Annotated in this window: 17 protein-coding genes and 1 pseudogene; 15 read left to right on the forward strand and 3 right to left on the reverse strand. The window is 69.2% G+C overall.

What is annotated here, in order from left to right; genetic code table 11:
• The first annotated feature begins 130 nt into the window (after nucleotides 1–130).
• The 4 genes from ACGF5O_RS48385 (at nucleotide 131) to ACGF5O_RS48400 (ending at nucleotide 4,633) form a co-directional block, all read left to right on the forward strand.
• On the forward strand, nucleotides 131–898 hold the full coding sequence (locus ACGF5O_RS48385; RefSeq protein ID WP_393816349.1) for a GntR family transcriptional regulator: 768 nt from the start codon (nucleotides 131–133) through the stop codon (nucleotides 896–898).
• Nucleotides 899–950: 52 nt separating this feature from the next.
• On the forward strand, nucleotides 951–1,865 hold the full coding sequence (locus ACGF5O_RS48390; protein ID WP_393816350.1) for a VOC family protein: 915 nt from the start codon (nucleotides 951–953) through the stop codon (nucleotides 1,863–1,865).
• Between the two features lie 375 nt (nucleotides 1,866–2,240).
• Nucleotides 2,241–3,509, forward strand: coding sequence for a pirin family protein (locus tag ACGF5O_RS48395; protein WP_393816351.1), 1,269 nt, complete (start codon nucleotides 2,241–2,243; stop codon nucleotides 3,507–3,509).
• 38 nt (nucleotides 3,510–3,547) lie between these two features.
• Nucleotides 3,548–4,633: an FAD-dependent oxidoreductase gene (locus ACGF5O_RS48400; RefSeq protein ID WP_393816352.1), complete on the forward strand. Its 1,086-nt coding sequence runs from the start codon at nucleotides 3,548–3,550 to the stop codon at nucleotides 4,631–4,633.
• 17 nt (nucleotides 4,634–4,650) lie between these two features.
• Here ACGF5O_RS48400 and ACGF5O_RS48405 read toward each other — a convergent pair whose 3' ends face one another.
• Nucleotides 4,651–5,256 carry a TetR/AcrR family transcriptional regulator gene (locus tag ACGF5O_RS48405; protein WP_393816353.1) on the reverse strand — a complete coding sequence of 202 codons (606 nt, stop codon included), beginning with the start codon at nucleotides 5,254–5,256 and terminating at the stop codon, nucleotides 4,651–4,653.
• A 676-nt stretch (nucleotides 5,257–5,932) separates the two neighbouring features.
• Between ACGF5O_RS48405 and ACGF5O_RS48410 the strand changes: the two genes are divergently transcribed.
• Genes ACGF5O_RS48410 through ACGF5O_RS48440 form a run of 7 tightly spaced genes read left to right on the forward strand, consistent with a single transcriptional unit; the run spans nucleotide 5,933 to nucleotide 11,616 of the window.
• On the forward strand, nucleotides 5,933–6,706 hold the full coding sequence (locus ACGF5O_RS48410) for an ABC transporter ATP-binding protein (protein WP_393816354.1): 774 nt from the start codon (nucleotides 5,933–5,935) through the stop codon (nucleotides 6,704–6,706).
• Between the two features lie 4 nt (nucleotides 6,707–6,710).
• Nucleotides 6,711–7,583, forward strand: coding sequence for an ABC transporter permease (locus ACGF5O_RS48415; protein ID WP_393816355.1), 873 nt, complete (start codon nucleotides 6,711–6,713; stop codon nucleotides 7,581–7,583).
• 31 nt (nucleotides 7,584–7,614) lie between these two features.
• Entirely contained in the window at nucleotides 7,615–8,634 is a 1,020-nt protein-coding gene (locus ACGF5O_RS48420) for an ABC transporter substrate-binding protein (protein ID WP_393816356.1), read from the forward strand.
• A gap of 39 nt (nucleotides 8,635–8,673) precedes the next feature.
• Nucleotides 8,674–9,762 (forward strand): LLM class flavin-dependent oxidoreductase, encoded by a 1,089-nt coding sequence (locus tag ACGF5O_RS48425; protein WP_393816357.1) that lies wholly within the window; start codon nucleotides 8,674–8,676, stop codon nucleotides 9,760–9,762.
• The gene (locus tag ACGF5O_RS48430; RefSeq protein ID WP_393816358.1) at nucleotides 9,759–10,289 is read left to right on the forward strand and encodes a DoxX family protein; all 531 of its coding nucleotides are present in this window, start codon (nucleotides 9,759–9,761) and stop codon (nucleotides 10,287–10,289) included. The genes ACGF5O_RS48425 and ACGF5O_RS48430 overlap by 4 nt, the downstream gene beginning before the upstream one ends.
• Complete coding sequence (locus ACGF5O_RS48435; protein WP_393816359.1) at nucleotides 10,286–10,765, forward strand: ester cyclase; 480 nt, start codon at nucleotides 10,286–10,288, stop codon at nucleotides 10,763–10,765. The genes ACGF5O_RS48430 and ACGF5O_RS48435 overlap by 4 nt, the downstream gene beginning before the upstream one ends.
• On the forward strand, nucleotides 10,762–11,616 hold the full coding sequence (locus ACGF5O_RS48440) for a hypothetical protein (RefSeq protein ID WP_393816360.1): 855 nt from the start codon (nucleotides 10,762–10,764) through the stop codon (nucleotides 11,614–11,616). The genes ACGF5O_RS48435 and ACGF5O_RS48440 overlap by 4 nt, the downstream gene beginning before the upstream one ends.
• 355 nt (nucleotides 11,617–11,971) lie before the next feature.
• On the opposite strand, the gene ACGF5O_RS48445 is transcribed toward ACGF5O_RS48440, so the two are convergent.
• Nucleotides 11,972–13,156 (reverse strand): IS701 family transposase, encoded by a 1,185-nt coding sequence (locus ACGF5O_RS48445; RefSeq protein ID WP_393816361.1) that lies wholly within the window; start codon nucleotides 13,154–13,156, stop codon nucleotides 11,972–11,974.
• A 741-nt stretch (nucleotides 13,157–13,897) separates the two neighbouring features.
• Between ACGF5O_RS48445 and ACGF5O_RS48450 the strand changes: the two genes are divergently transcribed.
• From ACGF5O_RS48450 to ACGF5O_RS48465, 4 genes and pseudogenes are all read left to right on the forward strand, one after another.
• Complete coding sequence (locus ACGF5O_RS48450; protein WP_393816362.1) at nucleotides 13,898–15,541, forward strand: hypothetical protein; 1,644 nt, start codon at nucleotides 13,898–13,900, stop codon at nucleotides 15,539–15,541.
• A gap of 527 nt (nucleotides 15,542–16,068) precedes the next feature.
• A complete protein-coding gene (locus tag ACGF5O_RS48455) occupies nucleotides 16,069–17,280 on the forward strand; it encodes an MFS transporter (protein ID WP_393816363.1) in 1,212 nt (403 codons plus the stop codon).
• A gap of 869 nt (nucleotides 17,281–18,149) precedes the next feature.
• Nucleotides 18,150–18,980, forward strand: a complete 831-nt coding sequence (locus ACGF5O_RS48460; protein WP_393816364.1) for a sensor histidine kinase — start codon at nucleotides 18,150–18,152, stop codon at nucleotides 18,978–18,980.
• Nucleotides 18,977–19,583 (forward strand): annotated as a pseudogene (locus ACGF5O_RS48465) (response regulator). The gene ACGF5O_RS48460 and the pseudogene ACGF5O_RS48465 overlap by 4 nt, the downstream one beginning before the upstream one ends.
• Before the next feature lie 205 nt (nucleotides 19,584–19,788).
• On the opposite strand, the gene ACGF5O_RS48470 reads toward ACGF5O_RS48465, so the two are convergent.
• On the reverse strand, nucleotides 19,789–19,992 hold the full coding sequence (locus tag ACGF5O_RS48470) for a hypothetical protein (protein WP_393816365.1): 204 nt from the start codon (nucleotides 19,990–19,992) through the stop codon (nucleotides 19,789–19,791).
• Between the last annotated feature and the right edge of the window lie 534 nt (nucleotides 19,993–20,526).

Here is a 20,526-nt window from a genome sequence, read left to right on the forward strand (position 1 = left end):
TAGTGCATACACATTGCGTCGGGAAGGGTAGGGTGGTGGAAAGTGATGTGACCAACCGCGGGAGCTGGTTGCGGCGGAGAGGCGGTCGGCGCAGGTGATGCAGTCGGGTTCGGCGGATCCATTCGACGACGTGCCACGGCCGGTCATCTCGCATCCCAGGCGCACCAGCATCGAGATCCACGACCACCTGCGGTGGCTGATCCTGGACGGCGTCCTGCCGCCCGGCACCGAGCTGAAGCAGGCAGAGCTGGCCCGGGTCTTCGACGTCAGCCGCACCCCGCTGCGCGAGGCGTTCCGGATGCTCCAGGAAGAGGGGCTGATCACTGCCGACATCAACCACCGGGGCCGGGTCACCGGCCTCGACGTGGCTGATCTGGACTGCCTCTACGCGGCACGGATCTCGCTGGAGGCCATGGGGGTGCGGGTCACCGCGGGACACCTGACCAGGCAGGAGGTGCAGGAGGCCTCGGCGCACCTGCACGACATGGACCGCGCGGAGGCGGGGGCCGACGTGGCAGCCTGGCACGAGGCGCACCGTGCCTTCCACCGTGTGCTCGTGTCCCGGTGCACTCCTACGGTCCTGCGCACGATCACCTCCTACTCCGAACGCAGTGAGCGGTATCTGCGCGCGCTGCAGGACCGGCACCCGGGCGTGTTCCCGCAGCGCCGACAGGAGCACTACGACCTGTTCGCCGCCGTCATGGCCGGCGCTCCGGAGCGGGCCGCCGGCCTGATCGCGGGGCATCTCGCGCGCACGGCCCGCCGGGTGATCGGCGATCTCGCACCGGGCCGGGAAGCCCCTGCCGTCGGGCAGGCCACGGTCATGGTGTGCGGCGAGGATCTCGGGACGGCGCCTGTGGAGAACTGGACTCTCGCAACAAAAGGTGTACACACTTAGGGGTGGTGCGGCCCGTCGGGACGCGGCGCACCAGAACCGTGAGGAGAGTGTCATGCTGCGTGTCAAAGGTCTTCTGCACTACGGGCTCCAGGTCCCTTCCCTGGATACGGGGCAGAGCTTCTACGACGCGTTCGGACTGCGGACGGCCGAGCAGGGCAATTCCGTGGTGGTCCGCTGCGACGGCCGCGAGCAGGACCAGACCGTGCTGCTGGAAGGCCCGGTCAAGCGCCTGCACCATGTGGCGTTCGCCGTCGAGCCCGGCTCGCTGCCCGAATGGCAGAGCCATCTCGAGGGCCTCGGCGTGCGTCTGCTCGACGCGCCCGCGGAACTCTCCGGCGGTCTGTGGCTGCGCGATCACGAGGGCAACCTGCTGAACCTGCGCGACGAGGAGATCGGCGCCTGGCGGGACTTCGGCACGACGGACGCCCACGAGCCCAACTACGGCGACCGCATCCGCCGCGTCGACCAGGCCCGCTGGCTCACCGCGAGCGAGAGGCCCCGCCCCCGGCGGCTCGGGCACATGCTGATCTTCAGCACGGACCTGGACGCGTCCGAGGCCTTCTACGCCCGCATCCTGGGCCTGCGCCTGTCGGACCGCATCCCGTCCATGGCGACCTTCATGAACTCGGGGCCCGGTGACCACCACGTCTTCGGCTTCGTCCCCGGCACTCATCCCGGGCTGCACCATTCGAGCTGGGAGGTCGCCGACATCGACCAGATCGCCATGGGCGCGCAGTCCATGGCGGCCGCAGGACACAGCCAGGGCTGGGGACTGGGCCGGCACACCCTGGGCTCCAACTTCTTCCACTACGTCAAGGACCCGTGGGGGAGCTGGATCGAGTACTCCAGCGACATGGACTGCATCACCGAGAACTGGAAGGCCAACGACTGGGACTGCCCGCCGGCCGTCTGGAGCCCCGAGATCCCGGCCGACTTCATCGTCAACCAGGAGGAGAAGCCCTCCTGACCGACCCGCTCACGGGTGCCGATCGGGGGCGGGTGCATCGTGCCCGCCCCCGATCGGCGTGAACGCACGCCCGGGCGCCGACTTCGGCTGTCCGTGCGGCACCGCGCAAGCCGTGCGCGCACCGCGGGGGAGTCGGCGAAGGCGGCCGGGCCGGCCGGGCTGCGCACCCCCGCGCACCGAGGACGGGCGGATCCCGCCAGCGGAGCACCCGCATGCGAGGGGCACCGGCCGCCGGCGCCAGGGGCCCGTCCCGCCGGACGTCCCTGTTGCACCCCGTGCCGGTGCCGCCGGGCGCCCTCGCGGGCGCGGGCGCGGGTGCCGGGGGTGGACGGGGGTGGGGAACAAAACTCAACGCTTGTATATTTTATGTGGTGCATGTTCCGATCCAGTCCGTACCAGGAGTCCTCCCATGCCGACCGGCAGTACAACAGCGCCGCAGATGCGGAGCCCGTCTCCGCGCCCGGCCTCGGCATGAGCTTTGCCCCGGTGACCCCCGGCGCGGTCGGCGGCGTGCGCGACCAGGACGGCGCCGTCGCCTGCGCACTGCTCAACACCGCGCAACAGGCCGGCGGTGCTCACCGCGATCTCGACGGCGGCACCGGACGGCTCCCCGAGGCGGCGGGAGCCTTCTGCGGGCCGTCGCCGTTGAAGGACAGCGCCGCGGGGTCCCTGTTCCCGGGCGGCCGGCTGATCACACCGCTGGCCGTCAACGCCGGGAGACAAGAGCACGGGGAGTCCGCGCCGGCGGCCCGTCCGGGCTGGCCCGGAGCAGACGAGCAGAAGGAGTACGACATGAACGGGCCCCGGGTCCTGTCCACCGTCATGGAGATCGAAACCCACGAAAGGGGAGCGCTCTTCTCAGCCCGCGGGGCGCGCTTCGCGGTCGACCTCGATCCTTTCCTCAACACGGACCTCTTCCGGATGACCGGGCCGGTCTTCGCGCCGCATCCGCATGCCGGCTTCTCCGCGGTCACCTACCTGTTCGACGACTCCACCACCCGGTTCCACAACCGGGACAGCCTCGGCGACAGGAGCCTGATCGAACCGGGCGGGGTGCACTGGACCGTCGCGGGCTCGGGCATCGTGCACGACGAGGTCGTGGAGGAGGCCGGGCGGCTCGGGCACGGCGCGCAGATCTTCGTACGGCTGCCCGAGACCGCCGAGCAGGACGCCCCGTACGGCATGCACTTCACCCCGCAGGAGCTGCCGTCCTGCGAGCTCGCCGAGGGCGTGCGGATCCGCGTCGTGGCCGGGGACGCCTTCGGCCTGTGCTCGCCGGTCCGCGAGGCAGCCGGATCCCACGTCTACGACCTGGTCCTGGCACCCGGTACCCGTATCGAGATCCCCGTGGACCCCGGCTTCCGCGGCTTCGTCATGACGGTCGCGGGCGGGGGCCGCATCGCCACCCCCGTGAACCGGGGCGACCTCGGCCCGGCCGGCCTCGCCGTCTTCGAACCCGGCACCGGGGCCGTGGAGTTGGAGGCCGGCGGGCAGGGCGGACAGTTCCTGTTCGGAGCGGGCCGGCCGCTGCGCACCCCCGCCTACATGTACGGCGGGTTCTGCCTCTCCAGCCGGGCGCGCGTGGCCGAAGCCGTCGAGCGCTACCAGTCCGGCGCGATGCACGGCCTGCTCACAGCTCCGTGACGGCGTCCACACATGCAAGACATGAAGGAGTACAACAGATGTCCCCGACCGTAGTAGTCATCGGCGGCGGTTACGGCGGAAGCGCCGCGGCCAAAGCACTGGACGACGTCGCCGACGTCGTCCTGGTCGAGCCCAAGGACGCGTTCTTCCATGCCGTCGGGGCCCTGCGCGCCGTAGTGGACCCGGAGTTCCTTCCGCGTGTCTTCTTCCCCTACGACAAGCTCCTCACCAACGGGCGCGTGGTGCGCGACCGCGCGGTACGGGTGGAGCCGGGCCGGGTGACCCTGGCCTCGGGTGAGGAGATCGCCGCCGACTACATCGTGCTGGCCACCGGCTCCGGTTATCCCTTCCCCGCCAAGAGCGACGTCGACGACACCGCCGCGGCCCAGCTCAAGTACCGGCAGGCCCACGCCGCCCTCCGGGCCGCCGACCGTGTGCTGCTGCTCGGCGCCGGACCGGTCGGACTGGAGTTCGCCGGTGAGATCAAGGCCGCATGGCCGCGCAAGAAGGTCGTCATCGTCGACCCGGCGGCCGACATCCTGGGCGGGTACGAGCCCGGGCTCCGCGAGGAGATCCGCCGCCAGCTCACCGCCCTCGACGTCCGGCTCGTGCTGGGTACCGCCCTCAAGGAGAACCCGCCCACGGCACCGGGCGAGCACGGCACCTTCCACGTCACCACCGTCTCGGACGTCGACATCACCGCGGACATCTGGTTCCGCTGCTTCGGCGTCGTCCCCAGCACCGCCTACCTCGCCGCTGCGCTCACGGACGCGCGCCTGGCAAGCGGTGAGGTCGCCGTCACCGACACCCTTCAGGTCAAGGGACAGGACACGGTCTTCGCCCTCGGCGACATCACCGACATCCCCGAGGCCAAGCGCGGCGGTTCGGCAGCACGCCATGCGGCGGTGGTCGCGGACAACATCAAGGCCCTGATGGCGGGCTCGGGGGAACTCGTCACCTACCAGCCGGGTCCCGCCGCGATCCTCCTGCCGCTCGGCCCGTCCGGAGGCGCTGCCCAGCTCCCCGGCCAGGGCGTCCTCGGCCCCGAGGCTGCGGCCCAGTACAAGGGCGCGGACCTGCTGACGGGCAGGTTCGGCAAGCTCTTCGGTACACACACCGACTGACAGTTCCAGGAGCCGTCTCACCCCTGGTCCGGCGGGGCCGGGGGTGCCAGCCGGTTCGCCAGGCCGCGGAGGAAGGTCTCGTAGCGCTCGATGAACACGGGATCGTCGGCGCGCAGGCCTGTCGCCATGTGAACGAGCTGCCCGAATGCGGACGGGAAGGACGCCAGCGCGATCACGGCAAGCAGAGTCATCTCCGTGTCGAGTGACGGATCGAGATCGCCCGCGGCCTGGCGTGTGATCAGGTAGCTGAGGATCTCCGAGTACCTCAGGCTCCGCTCCTCCTCGCTCCTCGGAGGCTGGGCCCCTGAGGAGGCCAGCCCCTCCCACATGGCGAGCCGGACGAAAGTCTCGTTCTGTCGCAGACCTGTGAAGTGCCGGGGGATGAAGTCGGTCAACGGAACCGATATGTCCGACAGTTCCTCGGTGCGCCGCGCGATGTGCTCACGGAGCACCGTCTCGTACAGCCCGTCCTTGCTGCCGAAGTGGACGTACAGCATGCGGACGCTGACTCCGGCCTGCCGGGCGATCGATTCGACCCGAGCCCCGGCGCGGCCCTTGCCGGAGAACTCCTCCAGGGCGGCTTTCATGATCCGCTGCCGGGTCACATCGGCGTCTCTCGCCATGCGTCTCAACTTCCTTCGGGCTCATAGGGGCGGCGTGCTGCAGGCCGTCGGCACCCCATGAAAGCAGTTGACCCGGCAAGCAGGTAAGTATATTTTTACTTCACGTCTGAGCGGTGGCGAGCCGACCCGGGTCGGGTGTCGGGGGCCGGCTGCACACGACTCCGCCGGGGGGCGCCGGCGGGGGAGCATGCGCGTTCCGGGCTGGCGACCGGCGTGGTGATCATGCTCCTGTCGCGACAAAGGTGTGTACAGATGAATCCTGGCTTTGGGCTGCTCGCGCGCACCTTTTGCATGCCTTTTCGCCGCCTATCAGCGAAAACAAAGAATCGCTGATCGAGGGGTGGACGAGAGAACGGTCAATGTGTACACACTAATTAAGTGGCTTGGAGCATGAGGCGCACCCGGCAGCCCGGGTGGGCCCACCAGGACACCGCCGCTGTCGAGCCCGTTGCCCGTCGGACCCCGTTCTGCTGAGCCGCCGTCGAGGCGGGCGCGCCTGCCTCGACGGCGTGGAGCGTCGTGCCGAGGCACTCAAGGAGGTCGCATGCCCGTGCTTCCCACTGGATCACGCCCTTTTGCCGACCCGCCCGATTCCGTCCGGGCGCCCCGGCCGGACACCGGATCTGACGCGCCCTCTGATGGCACACCCACCCACCCCGCCGTCGAGTTCGTCGGCGTGCGGACGGCCTTCGCTGGCGAGACGGTCCTCGACGACCTTCACTTCACTGTCGAGGAAGGGGAGTTCGTCTGCCTGCTCGGCCCCAGCGGCTGCGGCAAGTCCACCACTTTGCGACTGCTGGGCGGCCTGCTCCGGCCGGACGCCGGCCGGATCCGGGTGGCCGGCCGCTCACCCGAGGAGACGTGGTCGGACCTCGCCTACGTCTTCCAGCAGCCCAGGCTGGTCCCATGGCGCGACGTGCTGTCGAACGTCATGCTCGGCATGGAACTGCGCGGTTCGTCCGGCGACCGTGGCACCCGCCGTGACAAGGCACTGAAGCAGCTGGAACTCACCGGACTGGCCGACGACCTGCACAAGTATCCCGGCGCACTCAGCGGCGGCGAACGGCAGCGGGTCGCCATCGCCCGCGCCCTCGCACTCGATCCGCGCATCATCCTGATGGACGAGCCGCTGTCCGCCCTGGACGTGTCCACCCGCAAACGGCTGCGCAGCGAGATACACGCTGTGCGGGAGAGGACCGGCAAGACCGTCCTGTTCGTCACGCACGACATGGACGACGCGCTGGCCCTCGCGGACCGGGTGCTGATCTTCTCCGGGAAACCGACGCGCATCGTCAGCGAGATGACACTGCCCGCCCAACGGCCCCGCGACCTCGATCACGACCCCGCCCTGCGCGAACTGCGGCTGCGGATGCGCACCGCCCTCGGCCTGGATGCCCCCTCCACGGACGACGGGCCGCCCGAGGGCGACGGCACGGCCGAGGAGAAGTGACCCGATGACGACGACCACCGCTCCACCGTCGCAGCGGCGCCGTCGGCGGCCCACGCCCGCCCGGACGGTTCCCGGTCCCGCGTCGGCCTCCCGGCCCGGCAGGGCATGGCGTACCGCCAATTTCCTGATCACCAACGGCGTGCCGGTCCTCGTACTGCTGGCCTGGTGGATCGCTTCACGCTACCAGCCCGAATACATCGTCCCCAGCCCGGTCGCCGTGCTCGCGCGGACCTGGGACCTCGTCGCCGGTGACAGCGACTACTACCGCAACACCTACATCTCGTTCGTGCGGGTGGGAGCCTCCGTTCTCATCGCGCTCGTGATCGGCACCGCGCTTGCCGTCACCGCCCGGTACGTGCAACTGCTCCAGGGCCTGCTGGTGGACCGGCTGCTGCCCTTCGTCAACGCGTTCCCCAGCATCGGATGGGCGATCGTGGGCATGTACTGGCTCGGCGTGTCCACCGGCGCGGTCATCTTCGTGGAAGTCGCGATCATCCTGCCCTTCACCGCGATCACGGTGTGGGAGGGACTGAAGGCACTCGACGCCGAAACGATGGAGATGGCCCAGAGCTTCACCCGCAGCAACCGGAGAGTGCTGGTGAAGGTCGTCGGCCCCTATCTCGGGCCCTACCTGTTCACCGCCCTGCGCCTGTCGTACGGAGCAGCCTGGAAGGTCGCGATCGTCGCCGAGATCTTCGGCGCCTCGACAGGGCTGGGTTATCTGCTCAACAACGCGCGCGAACAGTTCGACTCCAGCACGCTCTATGCGTCGATCCTCACCTTGATCATCATCGTCCACGCCGTGGACAAGCTCCTGTTGCAACCACTGGAGAACCGGCTCCTGCGCTACCGGACCAGCGGGACCTCCGCGCGCTGAACCCTTTGCACCCCATGACAAGGACGTCATCATGCGAACCTCAGGAGCGCGCCTCTCGCGCACCGTGCCGGTCGGCGCCGCCGCACTCGCCGTCTCCGCAGGACTCCTGACCGCGTGCGGCCCCGGCGGAGCCCCAGCCGCCGGCGGCTCGGCGATCACGGTCGCGGTACTGGACGACCCCACGCGGCACATGGCCTTCTGGGCCATCGAGCACGACAAGGTCGACCTGGGAGGCCTCAAGGTCAAGGTCACCTACGTGCCGACCCAGACCGCCCAGCAGGCCTACCAGTCACGGCAGTACGCAATCGTCGAGACCTCACCCGTCGCGGTCGCGCTCGCCGCGGACAAGGGACTGCGCACCCGCATCCTCAGCGCCGGTGTCCAGGACCGGGACGCGACCGTCGTCGATGTCGCGTCCGCCTCGGACATCAAGAGCCCGAAAGACCTCAAGGCCAGGACCGTGGCCATCAGCGCGCCCACCGGCAGTTCCACGATCCAGCTGCGCTACGTGCTGGACAAGGCCTACGGACTCCAGGCCAAGGAGCAGGGCGCAGACGTCAGGCTGCAGGTCACCCCGCCGGATTCCACCCTGACCCTGATGAGCAAGGGCGCGCTGGACGCGGCCGTCGAGCTCAACCGGCCCCGCTACCTCGCCGAGCACGACGCGCACCAGCGCCCGGTACTGCACGTCAGCAAGGAGGCGCGGGCCCTCACCGGTGCCGACCCCGTCCAGACCGTGCTGGTCACCTACCCCGACGTGGAGAAGTCACGTGCCGGCGAGCTGCGCAAGGTCGTCAAGGCCAAGGGGGAGAGCACAGCCTACGCGCGCAACCACAAACAGCAGGTGGCTGATTCCGTCGCCGGCGGCAACGCCGGTGACGCGGACTATCTGACGTGGTGGTGGTCCACTTCCGACCTGCGCTACGGCAGCCTCGACACCGACGACGAAGCAGGCGTCAAGGCGTTCTGGACCATGGCCCACGGCGTCGGCCAACTCGCCTCCGAACCGAGACTGGGCACGTTCCGGTCCAGCGCCGCCCCCACTTCCTGACGTCGTACCCGCCATCCAGCCGAAAGGCCGTTCCCCGGCATGGACTTCTCGCTCTACCTCAACCCGCAGACACCCGGGCCCGAGCACGACGCCCGCATCATCCGCGACACCATCGAGGCCGCGGAGTACGCCGACCGCAACGGCTTCCGGTCGATCTGCCTGACCGAACACCACTTCAGCAACTACAACACCTACGCCGATCCCTTCCTCTTCGGCTCGCACCTCGCGGCCAGACTGCGGCAGGCATGGGTGGTGCTCACCGTCGCCACGCTTCCGCTGCACCACCCCATGCGCTTCGCCGAACAGGTCAACCTGCTCGACCAGCTCACCGGCGGACGCCTCGTCGTGGGCATAGGAGCAGGCGGTTCCTCCATCGAGTTCGACGGCATGGGCCGGCCGCTCGGGACGCGGCACGCCGCCCTCTCCCGGCACCTCGACCTGGCCCGGCAGGCCTGGGCGATGCGCATGGGCGACCCACCCCTGGACTGGAACACCCCGCACGACGCCGGCACCGTGCACGCCCGCGTCATGCCCGCGCCCCACACGCACGGCGGCCCGCTGCTGGCCCGCGCCGCGCTGTCCGAGGAGAGCACCGTCGCCACCGGCAAGGAAGGCCTGGCCCTGCTCATGGGCCGCTTCGGCCCCGAGCACGCCGAACGCCAACTGCGCATCTACACCGATGCGTTGACCAGTGCGGGATACGACGACGAGCACGTCGGGCGCTGCCTGCACTGGACCGGGCTGGCCAAGATGATCCATGTGGCCGAGGACGACGCCACCGCCCGCGCCGAGGTCGAGCCGCTCGTCGACTCCTACATCGAGGCGGCGAACTACTCGCGCTCCGCCGACCGGGCCGAGGCCGGGGTCGCCCAGGCCGCCCGGTCCGCCGCGGAGAAGGGCTCCGGCATGATGCACGAGAAGGACGACTACCTGGAGCGGGCCGTCATCTACGGCGGCCCCGAACGCGTCGCCGAACAGCTCGCCGCCTACCAGCGCATCGGACTAGGCCACCTGATGCTCTGGTTCAGCTGGGGTTTCATGGACCAGGACACGGTGATGGGCTCCATGCGGCGCTTCGTCGACAAGGTCGTGCCCGTCTACCGGGACATCACCGGGGACCGGTCATGAACGCGGACCTGGACGTGGGACTCCTCGTCCTGCGTCTGTCCTGCGGGCTCATCCTCGCCCCGCACGGCCTGCAGAAGCTTTTCGGCTGGTTCGACGGCCCCGGCCTCGACCGCACCGAGGCCTACTTCGCCGGCCTCGGGTTGCGGCCCCCGCGGGCGCACGCCGTGCTGAGCGGCCTGTGCGAGTTCGGCGGCGGACTGCTGCTCGTCCTGGGCCTGTGCACTCCGCTCGGATCGGCCGTGGTCATCGGCACCCTGATGGTCGCCGTCGGCACGGTCGCCGGCAAGCGCGGCTGGTTCGCCAACACCGGCGGAGCCGAGTTCCCGCTCACCCTGTGCCTCGCGGCCTGGGCATCCGCGTTCACCGGACCGGGCCGTTACTCCCTCGACCACCTGATCGGCTGGGACCTCGCAGGCATCGCTGCGGGCCTGGCCGCCCTCGGCCTCGCCGCCGCGGCCGCCCTCGTCACCCTCGCCACCCGCCGCCCCCCGGCGGCCACCGCCGAACAGACCAGGAGCACGACATGACCTCACCCGACCACGACGTCGTCGAACGCAACAAGGCCGCCTTCCTCCGCCTTCAGGAGGAGGTGATCGTGAAGGGGCGCCTGGACCTCGTCGAGGAGATCTTCGCCCCCGACTTCATCACCGCGCGGGCCGGCACCGCAGCTCTGATGATCTCCCGGAACCGCCCCCCGTACCCGCAGTCGGGCAGCGTGTACGAGCGGTTCATCACCGGCTGGAAACACATGACCGAGACCTTCTCCGGCCAGCAGCGCACCATCGAGGCCATCGGCGGTGAAGGGGACACCGTCTGGGCCCGCTGGCGCATCAGCGCGGTACACACCGGCGACTTCCTCGGCGCGCCGCCGACCGGGAAGCGCCTGGAGTACACGGAGGTCGGGTTCGTCCGCTTCGACGCCGACGGCCGGATCCGCGAAGGCTGGTTCCTGTGCGACGAGGTCAACCTCGCCCGCCAGCTCGGCCTGTCCCTGATGCCATGACGAGCACACTGACCGTGGCAGTCTTCCCCGGTGCCGGTGACGTGCATCTCTACCACGCTCTCGACTCCGGCCACTTCGCACGGGCAGGCCTGGACGTCCGACTGGTCGAGGTGGTCTCCTCCGACGAACAGAACGCCGGCTGGGACGACGGCAGCTTCGACGTGCTCCACACGTCCCCCGACCATCTCCTGAGATCACGCACGAGAGACCCCGTGGCGGTAAGGGCCGAAGGCATCGGTGAACTCGCTGTCTACCGCTCCCGCAAGGAGCCGGCCCCGGACGACCGGTGGGCGGTCGACAACCCGGGCAGCGCCTTCGCCTTCGTCCTGCGCGCCGTGCTCGCCGATGTCGCGGGCATCCCCGTCACGGACGGCCAGCTGGTCGCGGTGGGCGGCACTCTCCAGCGCCATCAGGGACTTCTCGGCGGCGCGGTGGACGGGACAACTCTTCATCCGCCCTTCGACGTCCTCGCCGCCAACCGGGGATTCACCCGCGTCGGCGGCCACCTGGACGTGTCCCCCCACCTGCTCACCGTCGTGGCTGTCGTGCCCCGGGACCGGGCGGCGGACCCGCACATCCGCTCCTATCTCGCGGTCTGCCGCGCAAGCACGCAGGAACTTCTCGCCTCCGGCGCCGCAGGCATCGAGCGGGCCCTCGTACGTCATGGCTGGGACACGGCCGGAGCCAGGGCCGCGGTCCCCGGCCTCCTCGGCCCCGCCGGTCTGCGGACCCCGCCCCAGGTGACCCTGGCCGGCCTGGAAGCGGTAGCGTCCCTGCGCCGCCGCTTCGGCCCTGCCCGGCAGACGCAGCCCTCCCTGGTAGAGCTCATAGGATACGACGTACGAAGCTGACCCTCGGTGCCACCACTGGGTTCCGCACGACTCTGGTATCCCGGCGGACAAGATCCGCAGGGCCATTCGTGTCGTCGCCGGCGGCTCCCGCTGTCGGCGAAGTCCGGGGAGTCGCCGTCGAGAACGGAGGTGCAACGCCTGCCGGAGCCGGGGCAGGTGCTGCACCCGCGGTGGCAGCGAGCCCGAGACCCCTAGTACTGCAACGGTGCTTGTTGTGACTGCTGGCCAGGTCAGGGGCTGTGTCCGCGTCGTTTGTAGTGGCTGATGCGGGCCTGGTGTTGGCGTCGTCGACGCCAGCTCGACCAGTGCAAGATGTGCTCGACGGCCACGGGCCTGCGGCTGGTCAGGCGCGTGATCAGGCGCCGGATCTCGGCGAGGCTGAGGTGGATGAGCTGGGAGGATCCGTTTCTGCTTTCTCCGTGTCCAGCTCCCGAGCCCGCAGGACGGTGAGGCAGGCGTGGGCGGCCATGGCCAGGGTGATGTGGCGGTGCCAGCCGGGGTAGCGGCGGACCTGGTAGTCGTCCAGGCCGCACTCCTGCTTCGCGCTCTGGAAGCATTCCTCAACAGCCCACCGGCTCCCCGCGACGCGGATCAGCTCGTCCAGGGTGGTGCCGGCGGGGAGGTAGGCGATGTAGTAGGAGACCTCCTCGGGTCGGCTGACGCTGCGGCGGGCGATCACCCAGTGCCGGCGGTCCTCGCGGTGCCAGGGCCTCACCTCGACACGGGCCCAGTCATAGACCCGCCGGCCGTGGGCGCCCTCGCCGCAGGAACGGCGCTTCCACTTCTGCCGTGGCAGGCCGGGAAACAGGTCCTGGACGGGGTGGTCGAGGGCCCATCGGGTGACGACCGTGTCGTGCCTCGTTGTGGCCATGACGTGGAAGACGTCTGCCTGTTCGAGCTCGAAGCGCCAGCCCTTGCTGAAGCCGTAGGCGGCGTCCGCGGTCACCCAGCCGAACGGAATCCGGTCCGCGATGGCCTTGCGGACCATCGCCTTGGCCATGGCCACCTTCGTTTCGAACGCGACCTCGTCACCGATACCGGCCCGTCGGCAGCGCGGGCGGTCGTCCGTCCAGGACGTGGGCAGATACAGCCGGCGGTCGATCAGCGTGCGGCCGCGGCCGGTGGCGTAGGCGAGGAACACGCCGACCTGGCAGTTCTCGGTGCGGCCGGCGGTTCCGGAGTACTGCCTTTGCACCCCGGCCGACCGGACGCCCTTCTTCAGGAAACCGGTGTCGTCGACGATCAGCACGGCCTCCCGATCACCGAGGTGTTCCACCACGTAGTCACGCACGTCGTCCAGGACCTCATCCGCGTCCCACTCGATCCGGTTCAGCATCCGCTGGATCCGGTCCGGACCGTCATGACCGGCCTCCTCGGCCAGCGTCCAGCCGTTCTTGCGTTCCAGCGGAGCAATCAGCCCCCGCATGTAGGCAAGAGCCGACTCCCGCGGCTCCGACCTGTTGAAACGGTGCACGAACCGCTCGTGCAGAGCGGCCAGTTCACCCGCCCACAACCTGACATCAGCAAGGTCCCCACCCATAACCACACCAACGACCGACCTGGCCAGCGGTCACGGCAAGCACCGTTGCAGTACTAGGACGGATGTCCTCGCGCGGAGTCTTGGCACCGAGTCCCGTCACAGTCCTACAAACGGATGCCTTTCCGGGAGCAGGCGCAGCCGGTGTCGATCCTGCGCGGGCGGACCAGGGCAGCCGCCGTGAATCGCCCAGCAGGCGGAGAGGGCCGGCCTGGATGTCGTCACCGTCCGGCACCGCTCGTACTGGTCGGCGTTTTATTACACCTGGACGCTGATCAGCTGCACCGTCGGCGCCCCCGGAGCAGTGCCGCCTTCGTGCTCACGGTCGTGGACCTTCCGCTCAGCCCGTCCGCGGTGCTCGCGGAGTCCGCGGCCGGTTTCGGCCGGCGCTCCCGGAGGAGCCGGCTCGGCGCCGGCGCCTTCCGGCACGCGATCGCGGCCCTGGAGCCGGGAGCTCCATGCGATGCCCCGAGGTATCTGCCCCGGACGACGCGGGAGGGCCTCGTGGCCGTGAGCGTCGTATGGGGGCCGGCGGCGGTCGGATCCTCAGTCCGCTGCCAGTAGACACTCCCATGACGCACCGATCGTCAAGCATGGACGGCTCCCGCCGGCCCCGGAATCGGCCGAACGGCCGAGCCGCAGCCCGAGGGACCGGCCTGGTCATGGCCTATCGGCCGAAGTGGGGGCTTGGGCACAGAACCGAAGCTTGCTGCGACCGACCCGCCGAGTTCCAGCAGGATTCCCGTGACCCAAGCAACTGCCTTTGCCGAGCCCGCTGCCAAGCACCCCATACCCGTGGCCCCCCGGGCCGCCCGCTGGCGGCACCACCGTACTCCGCTGTTCGCCACCCTGGCCGTACTGCCGCTGTACGTGGTGTGGTGGATCTGGCTTGCCACTGGTGGCGGCGACCTTGCCGCGCAAGAGGCCTGGGCGCAGTTCGTCGCACGAGACGGCGGATCGGCCTACAACCTCTCCTGGTTCGGTGGCGCGCACGTCGTCAATTACAGCGTGCTTTCCCCGTACCTGATGGCGGGTCTCGGGGTGCGTGTGGTGAGCGTCGTCTCCGGACTGGCGGCCACGTGGCTGACCGCTGTCCTTCTGCTGCGCTGCGGAGCGCGGCGGCCGCTGGGCGCGGCTCTGGTCGCCGCGCTGATGTTGTGGTGCGATGTCGCGGCGGGACGAACGACATTCGCGCTCGGCGTCGCGATAGGGCTCGCTGCCTGCGTGCTTGTGACCCGGCACAGAGGTGTTCTCCCTGCGAGCGCGTGTGCGGCAACGGCGGCAATGTCGAGCCCGGTCGCCGGATTGTTCCTGGTCGTCGTGGGGGCTGCGTACCTTGCCGTACGGGACTGGGGAAGGGCTGTCGCTCTCCTCGCGCCGCCGGTGGCCGTTGTCGCCGCCACGACTCTCTTCTTCCCCTACTACGGACAGCAGCCGATGCCGTTTTTGCGGCTGCTGGCACCGGTGCTGCTCGGCCTTGCGGTCACCGTACTGGCCCCCACATCCTGGCGAGTGGTCCGGTGGACAGGTTTGCTGTACGTGGCGGGGGCCGTACTCGTGTATCTCATCCCCTCGCCCATCGGTACGAACGTGGAGCGGCTCGCCTGGATCTTTGCCGCGCCCGTCCTGTTCGCAGCGTGGTCCGCCACGCCGAGCCGGGCCCGGGTGCGACGCCTGGCCCTGATCGTGGGGGTGGTGCTGTCGATCTGCTGGGTGGTGCCGGGGATGGTCGTCAGCCGTATGGGAGGAGATCCCGTACCGGCCTGGGCCAGCCACACCGACGGTGTGATCCAGGCTCTTGAGGATCTCGGAGCCGACCGCACTCGCGTGGAAGCCGTTCCGGCGCAGGACCACCGCGAGGCGTCCGTACTCGCCGCACATGTCACGCTGGCCCGGGGCTGGAACACCCAACTGGACATGCGGCGCGGGCGCCTCTTCTACGACGGCTCCTTCTCGGCGACGGCCTACCGTTCCTGGCTGCACCGTTGGGCCGTCGGCCTCATCGCCCTGCCGGCCACAGAGCCGGACCGGTACGCCAGACAGGAAGCCCGTCTCCTGCGGGAGGCTCCGCCGCACTGGTTGCGCCCCGTGTGGCACGACGCCTACTGGCAGGTCTTCCGGGTCCTGAACGCGACCCCGATGGTCTCCGGGGCCGCCCGGATCATCCGCATGACGAGTGCCGAAGTGGACCTGAGAGTGCCGACACCTGGCTCGGTGAGCCTCCGAGTCGTGTATTCGCCCTGGTTGCACGTGGACGGCGGCTGCCTCAGCCGTGACGGCGAATTCACGACGCTGACAGTGGCCACGCCCGGTGAATACCGGATCGGATCCAAGTACGCGGATGTTGCGGAGGGTCCCGCCGAATGTGCCGCAACCGGGCACCACTGACGGCGGAGCAGACCGCCGGCGCTCCCGTCGGACGAGATTCCTGCGGACCGCCGGGCCGGGAGCTGCTTGCTCCGGGCAGGTGAGTCCCACGCGTTCTTCGCGGACGGGCCTCCGTCGGTTTTCCCGGCGATGTCTCCTGCGTGCGCTCGGCGTGGCTCAGTCCGGTACGGCGGATTCGGGACACGCCGAAACGGCCTGTCCACACGTCCTGCGGGCTCTTGACTTCGGTAGGGACACCTCTTTACCCTCCGGTGTGTACAACGTTGTACGTGATATCGCCGGTCCCCTCGCGGCTTGTTCGTCGCGAGTGCGGGTAGCCCCGAGCAGAGCCTCCACAACGTCTGGTTCGGCCCCGGTCGCCAAGTGCTGAGCCATCTGGAGACTTGCATGGTCGTGACTGTCCCCGTCCGTCTGCCCGCAGGCGGACGCGCTGCCCCGGACCAGGCCTTCCGGCTCGCGGACGAGACTGCCGAAGCAGGGCGTGACTAGCGGTGCCGGTCGCCTCTGCCTACCGGGAACTTCTGCGTGTGCCCTCGGTTTCCTGGCTGCTCGCCACTTCAATCGTGGGGCGGTTCAACCAGGGCATGACCGGGCTGGCGCTCCTCCTGCTCACGACGCAGCACGCCAGCTACACGGTGTACAGCATCGTCTCCGCAGCCAATGCGGCCGGCAGTTTCATCTCCGGTCCGCTGCTGAGCCGGCTGGCCGACACGCACGGCCGACGCGGCGTGCTCGCCTGGACCGCCGTGTCGTACGCGGTGACCATGGCGGTCTTCGCGGTGACACCGCCGCGTCCGGAACTGCTCGTGTGCCTCTCCTTTCTGGCAGGCTTGTGCACACCGCCGATGCTCTCGGCGGTCCGCGCCGCCTTGCCGGCCCTCCTGCCCGCAGAACTGAGGAGAACCTTCTTCGCCGTCGACGCGACGGCACAGGAACTCGTCCTGGTTCTCGGCCCCACGGCCACGGCTGCGCTTGCCGCAGTCGGCGGGCCGAGGCTGGCCGTAGCGGCATGCGGAGGTCTCGTACTCGCCGGGACTCTTGCCTACGTGCGGGACCGCAACGCCGAAGCCGGACGGTCGACCACGCCGCGCGTCAAGGGCGAACTGCCCCTCCGGGGCCTGGGGCTTCCTCGCCTGTGCACAGCTGGTGCCCTGCTCACCTGCGCGCTGGGGGCACAGGTCGTCGGCGTGGTGGCCCTCGTAAGCGGTCAGCACGCATCGGCGGGAGCCGGACTCGTGCTCTCGTGCGGGAGCTTCGGATCGCTTCTGGGAGGGGTGGCTCACGGCCTGCGCAGAGGCCGCAGAGTGCGGCTTCGGTATCTGATCCTTTACGTGGCGGCAGGGCTGGCAGCCCTGCCACTGGCTCCCAACACGGCCGTACTGGCGGTCATCTTCTTCTGCTCGGGCTTTGCGGTCGCTCCGACCCTGTCGACACTGTTCGAATGGCTGTCCGAGAGGGCGCCGGAAGGCAGCGCTGCGGAGGTCTTCGGCTGGGTGGGCAGCATCCTGTTGGTGGGAAACGTACTGGGCACAGTTCTCGGTGGGGCGCTGGTATCGGCGTACGGCGCTGCTTTCCCGAATGTGGCAGGATGCGGACTCGCTGTGCTCGCAGCTCTGTTGTGCGAGAGGAAGAGCGACTCCGGGGGACACCCCGCCGGTCTGCCTGCGGTTGCCGAGGGCGGTCCATCTCGTCTGGAGCCGGGATACGACCGCTCGCCACAGCCCCCGGCGCGGCCGTGATGCAGCCTGTTACGCGTTCGGGTCAGCCTTCGCCGTTGCCCTCATCTCCGCGAAGGCCGATGGAGTGCCGGTGGCCTGTTCTCCAGCCCGTCGAGGAACGGACTCACTACAGCGACAACCGCTGCGTCCTCGGAGTTGGCCAGGCGGAGACGGGCCGAGGCGCTCTCGCCGCCATCGCCATCGCGGCCTCCGGTTCCTCCCTCTGGGCGGTCGGAGCATCAACACCGAATTCGGCCGTGGCCTGTTCTCCCGGACGCCTCGTTGTACGCATGGTCCTTGTACCGGCCCTGGTGCACCAACTCGGCCTCTCCCATTGGAAGTTGCCTCGATGGCTGGACAAGGGCCCGCCGGAAGCCGCTCCCAGTGCTCTCGGTGATCCGCAGGTCGTGGGCGAAGGGGAGTGGGAGGCACCGATTGGCTCTGAACAGCACATGTCCACAGGCACATGAGTAAGGATGCGGGCGGGCGCCAAGACGAGATCATCGCCTCGCACGCCCGCCTACGGTGAAAGAGCGCGAGGGATGTTGAATCGTGCGCAGCGTTGGCTCGCCGCCCATGATCGGGCCAGGGACACCGTCCCTGCGGTGCTGGTCCTCCTTGTGGCACTGGCCGCGACCGCCGTCACGGACGCCGGCTGGTCGTGGCCGAGGCCAGGGGCGGTCGGCTGGGTCGCCCTGGCCTGCCTCCCGTTGGTGTTCCGCAGCCGGGCGCCGTTTGCCGTGGCAGCCGTGGTTGTCGCTACCGAACTCGTCGCCGAACTTGTCGCAAAGAACACCACGATGATTCCAGGGGCGAGCCTGGTCGCGGTATACACAGTGGCCTCCCTGCGCCCTCGGCGTACGGCCTGGCTCACCGGGAGCGTGGTGGCTGTGATCATCGCGGTCTGCGGTCTGAGGGTGAGCGGCGAGACCGCTGTGTCCGTCCAAGCCCTGGTGCGATTCGACGTGCTGATCCTGGTCACAGCAGTCGGAGACGCCGTACGCAGCCGCCGTGCCCAGCTGGCCGCGGCGGAACGACGGGCCGTGCGCGCCGAACGGACCCGGGAAGAGGAGGCCCGCCGCCGCGTCACAGAGGAACGCATCCGTATCGCCCGCGAACTGCATGATGTCGTGGCCCACCACATCACCCTCGTGAACGCCCAGGCGGGTGTGGCCCAGTACCTGGTGCGAACAGACGCGGAGAAGGCCTATCGGGCGCTGGGCGACATCAAGGAGACCAGTCATGTCGCTCTGGAAGAACTCCGCTCCACGGTCGGGCTGCTGCGCCAGCCCGACGATGCGCCGCTCTCCCTGACTCCGGTCCCGGACCTGGACGACCTGGACAGCTTGGTCGAGAGCTTTCGCCGGGCCGGCATGACGGTGGAGGTGACCCGCACCGGAGACCGGAGGCCACTCGCGTCGGCCGCCGGTCTGGCGGCCTACCGCATTGTTCAGGAGGCCCTGACCAACACCCACAAGCACGCGGGGACCGCGACCGCCAGCGTCACGCTTGCCTACGGCACGGAGATGCTGGAGATCACCGTGGCTGATGACGGCAGCGGCACCGCACCGCCTGGCCTCGGCACCGGCCACGGGCTGATCGGCATGCACGAGCGTGCCGCAGCCTTCGGCGGCACCCTCACTGCGGGCCCCTGCCCACAGGGAGGTTTCCGCGTCCACGCCGAACTCCCGTTTCCATCCCGCCCGAAAGACAATCGATGACCATTCGTGTGCTGCTCGCCGACGACCAGGCACTGCTCCGCGGCACCTTCAGGCTGCTGATCGACAACGAACCGGACATGGAGGTCGTAGCGGAGGCGTCCACCGGACGCGAAGCCGTGGAACTGGCCCGCACTCAACGCGTGGACCTGGTCCTGATGGACATCCGGATGCCCGAACTCGACGGTATCGCCGCCACCCGGCTCATTGGTGAGGACGACGATCTGGCGGGGGTCGGAATCCTGGTCCTGACGACCTTCGAAGACGACGAGTTCATCTTCGAGGCGCTGCATGCCGGTGCCAGCGGCTTCCTGGGCAAGGGCATCGACCCTGCTGAACTGCTTGACGCGATCCGGGTGGTCGCAGCCGGAGAAGCCCTCCTGTCCCCTGCCGCGACGCAGAAGCTCATCGACCCCAAGAGAACGGGAGGTCGTAGTCCTCGTGGCGACCGGATTGTCCAATGACGAGATCGCCGAACGGCTCTTCATCAGTCCGCTCACGGTCAGGACCCACGCCAATCGGGCCATACTGAAACTCGGTGCCCGAGACCGCGCCCAACTCGTCGTCGCCTACGAGACAGGCCTGGTCCGAGCCGGAGGTATCTGACATCCGAGGCGGCCAGGCGACCGCCGAACTCGCCTGCATCGAGGGCCACGCGAGCCGAAGGAACCACCGTCTTTGTCGACCGCGACATGGATCTCGTCGTGAGTCAACGAACACATCCCTGTCCTGGACGCGGGCCGGGTCCTCGCCGCCTTCGTCGAGACCGAGTACGGCCACGACGGTGCTGTTGACCGGACGGCGACCGTTTTCAGCGCTCGACATGATCGATTGTGGTGTCGGAGCCCGCATCGCCGGGCCGCATCAGACCCGCCACCGGCTCCCCGGACCCGCCCCGGCCATGGCCGATGAAGCCTGTCAAAGGGTGGTGGCCGAAGATCTTCTTCCAGGTCGCCGTGGCGTCCTGTCTCTCGAAGTGCGCGATCACGAGGACACCGCCGATGCCGACGGTCACTCGTCCGCCGGCGTCCGGCGCTCGATGCCTGGCCAGCTGCTAGACCCATGCGTGCACTTCGGCACGATCCGAGCGGAGCACGCCCAGGGCCTGCGTCCCGTCCTGGGCGAGTGTGCCGGTCAGGCGCGGGACGGCCAGGGCGGAAGCCGCCTCGAACACAGCTGGCTCCGCCCGCAGCGGGTCGCCACCGGCTGGAGAGTCACCGCCGAGTGTGCCTTGGCTGACGCCGGAGTGGTGACCTATAGCGATCAAACCGCTCTCAAGTGTTACAGGACTGAGGGCTTGTGTGGCATAAGGCCTGGTGGGATGCCCCCTGAAGAGGAAATGAAGCATTTCCTGCACTTGTGTTAGCGTGGGATTCAGCGGTCCTGAGAACGGTCGGCGAACCGGCCGGGAGAACTCTCTTCTCAGTCCTGGGGCGCTGTGTACGGAGCGGTCGTTTCGGTGATCGCTGGTCCATCGCAAGATTGGTTTCGAGATCATGGGAAAGCTCAGCGGTAAGGTCGCACTGGTCACCGGCGCGGGCCGTGGTAT

The sequence above is a fragment of the Streptomyces sp. NPDC048291 genome, from assembly GCF_043201715.1.
In the GTDB taxonomy this organism is placed as follows: domain Bacteria; phylum Actinomycetota; class Actinomycetes; order Streptomycetales; family Streptomycetaceae; genus Streptomyces.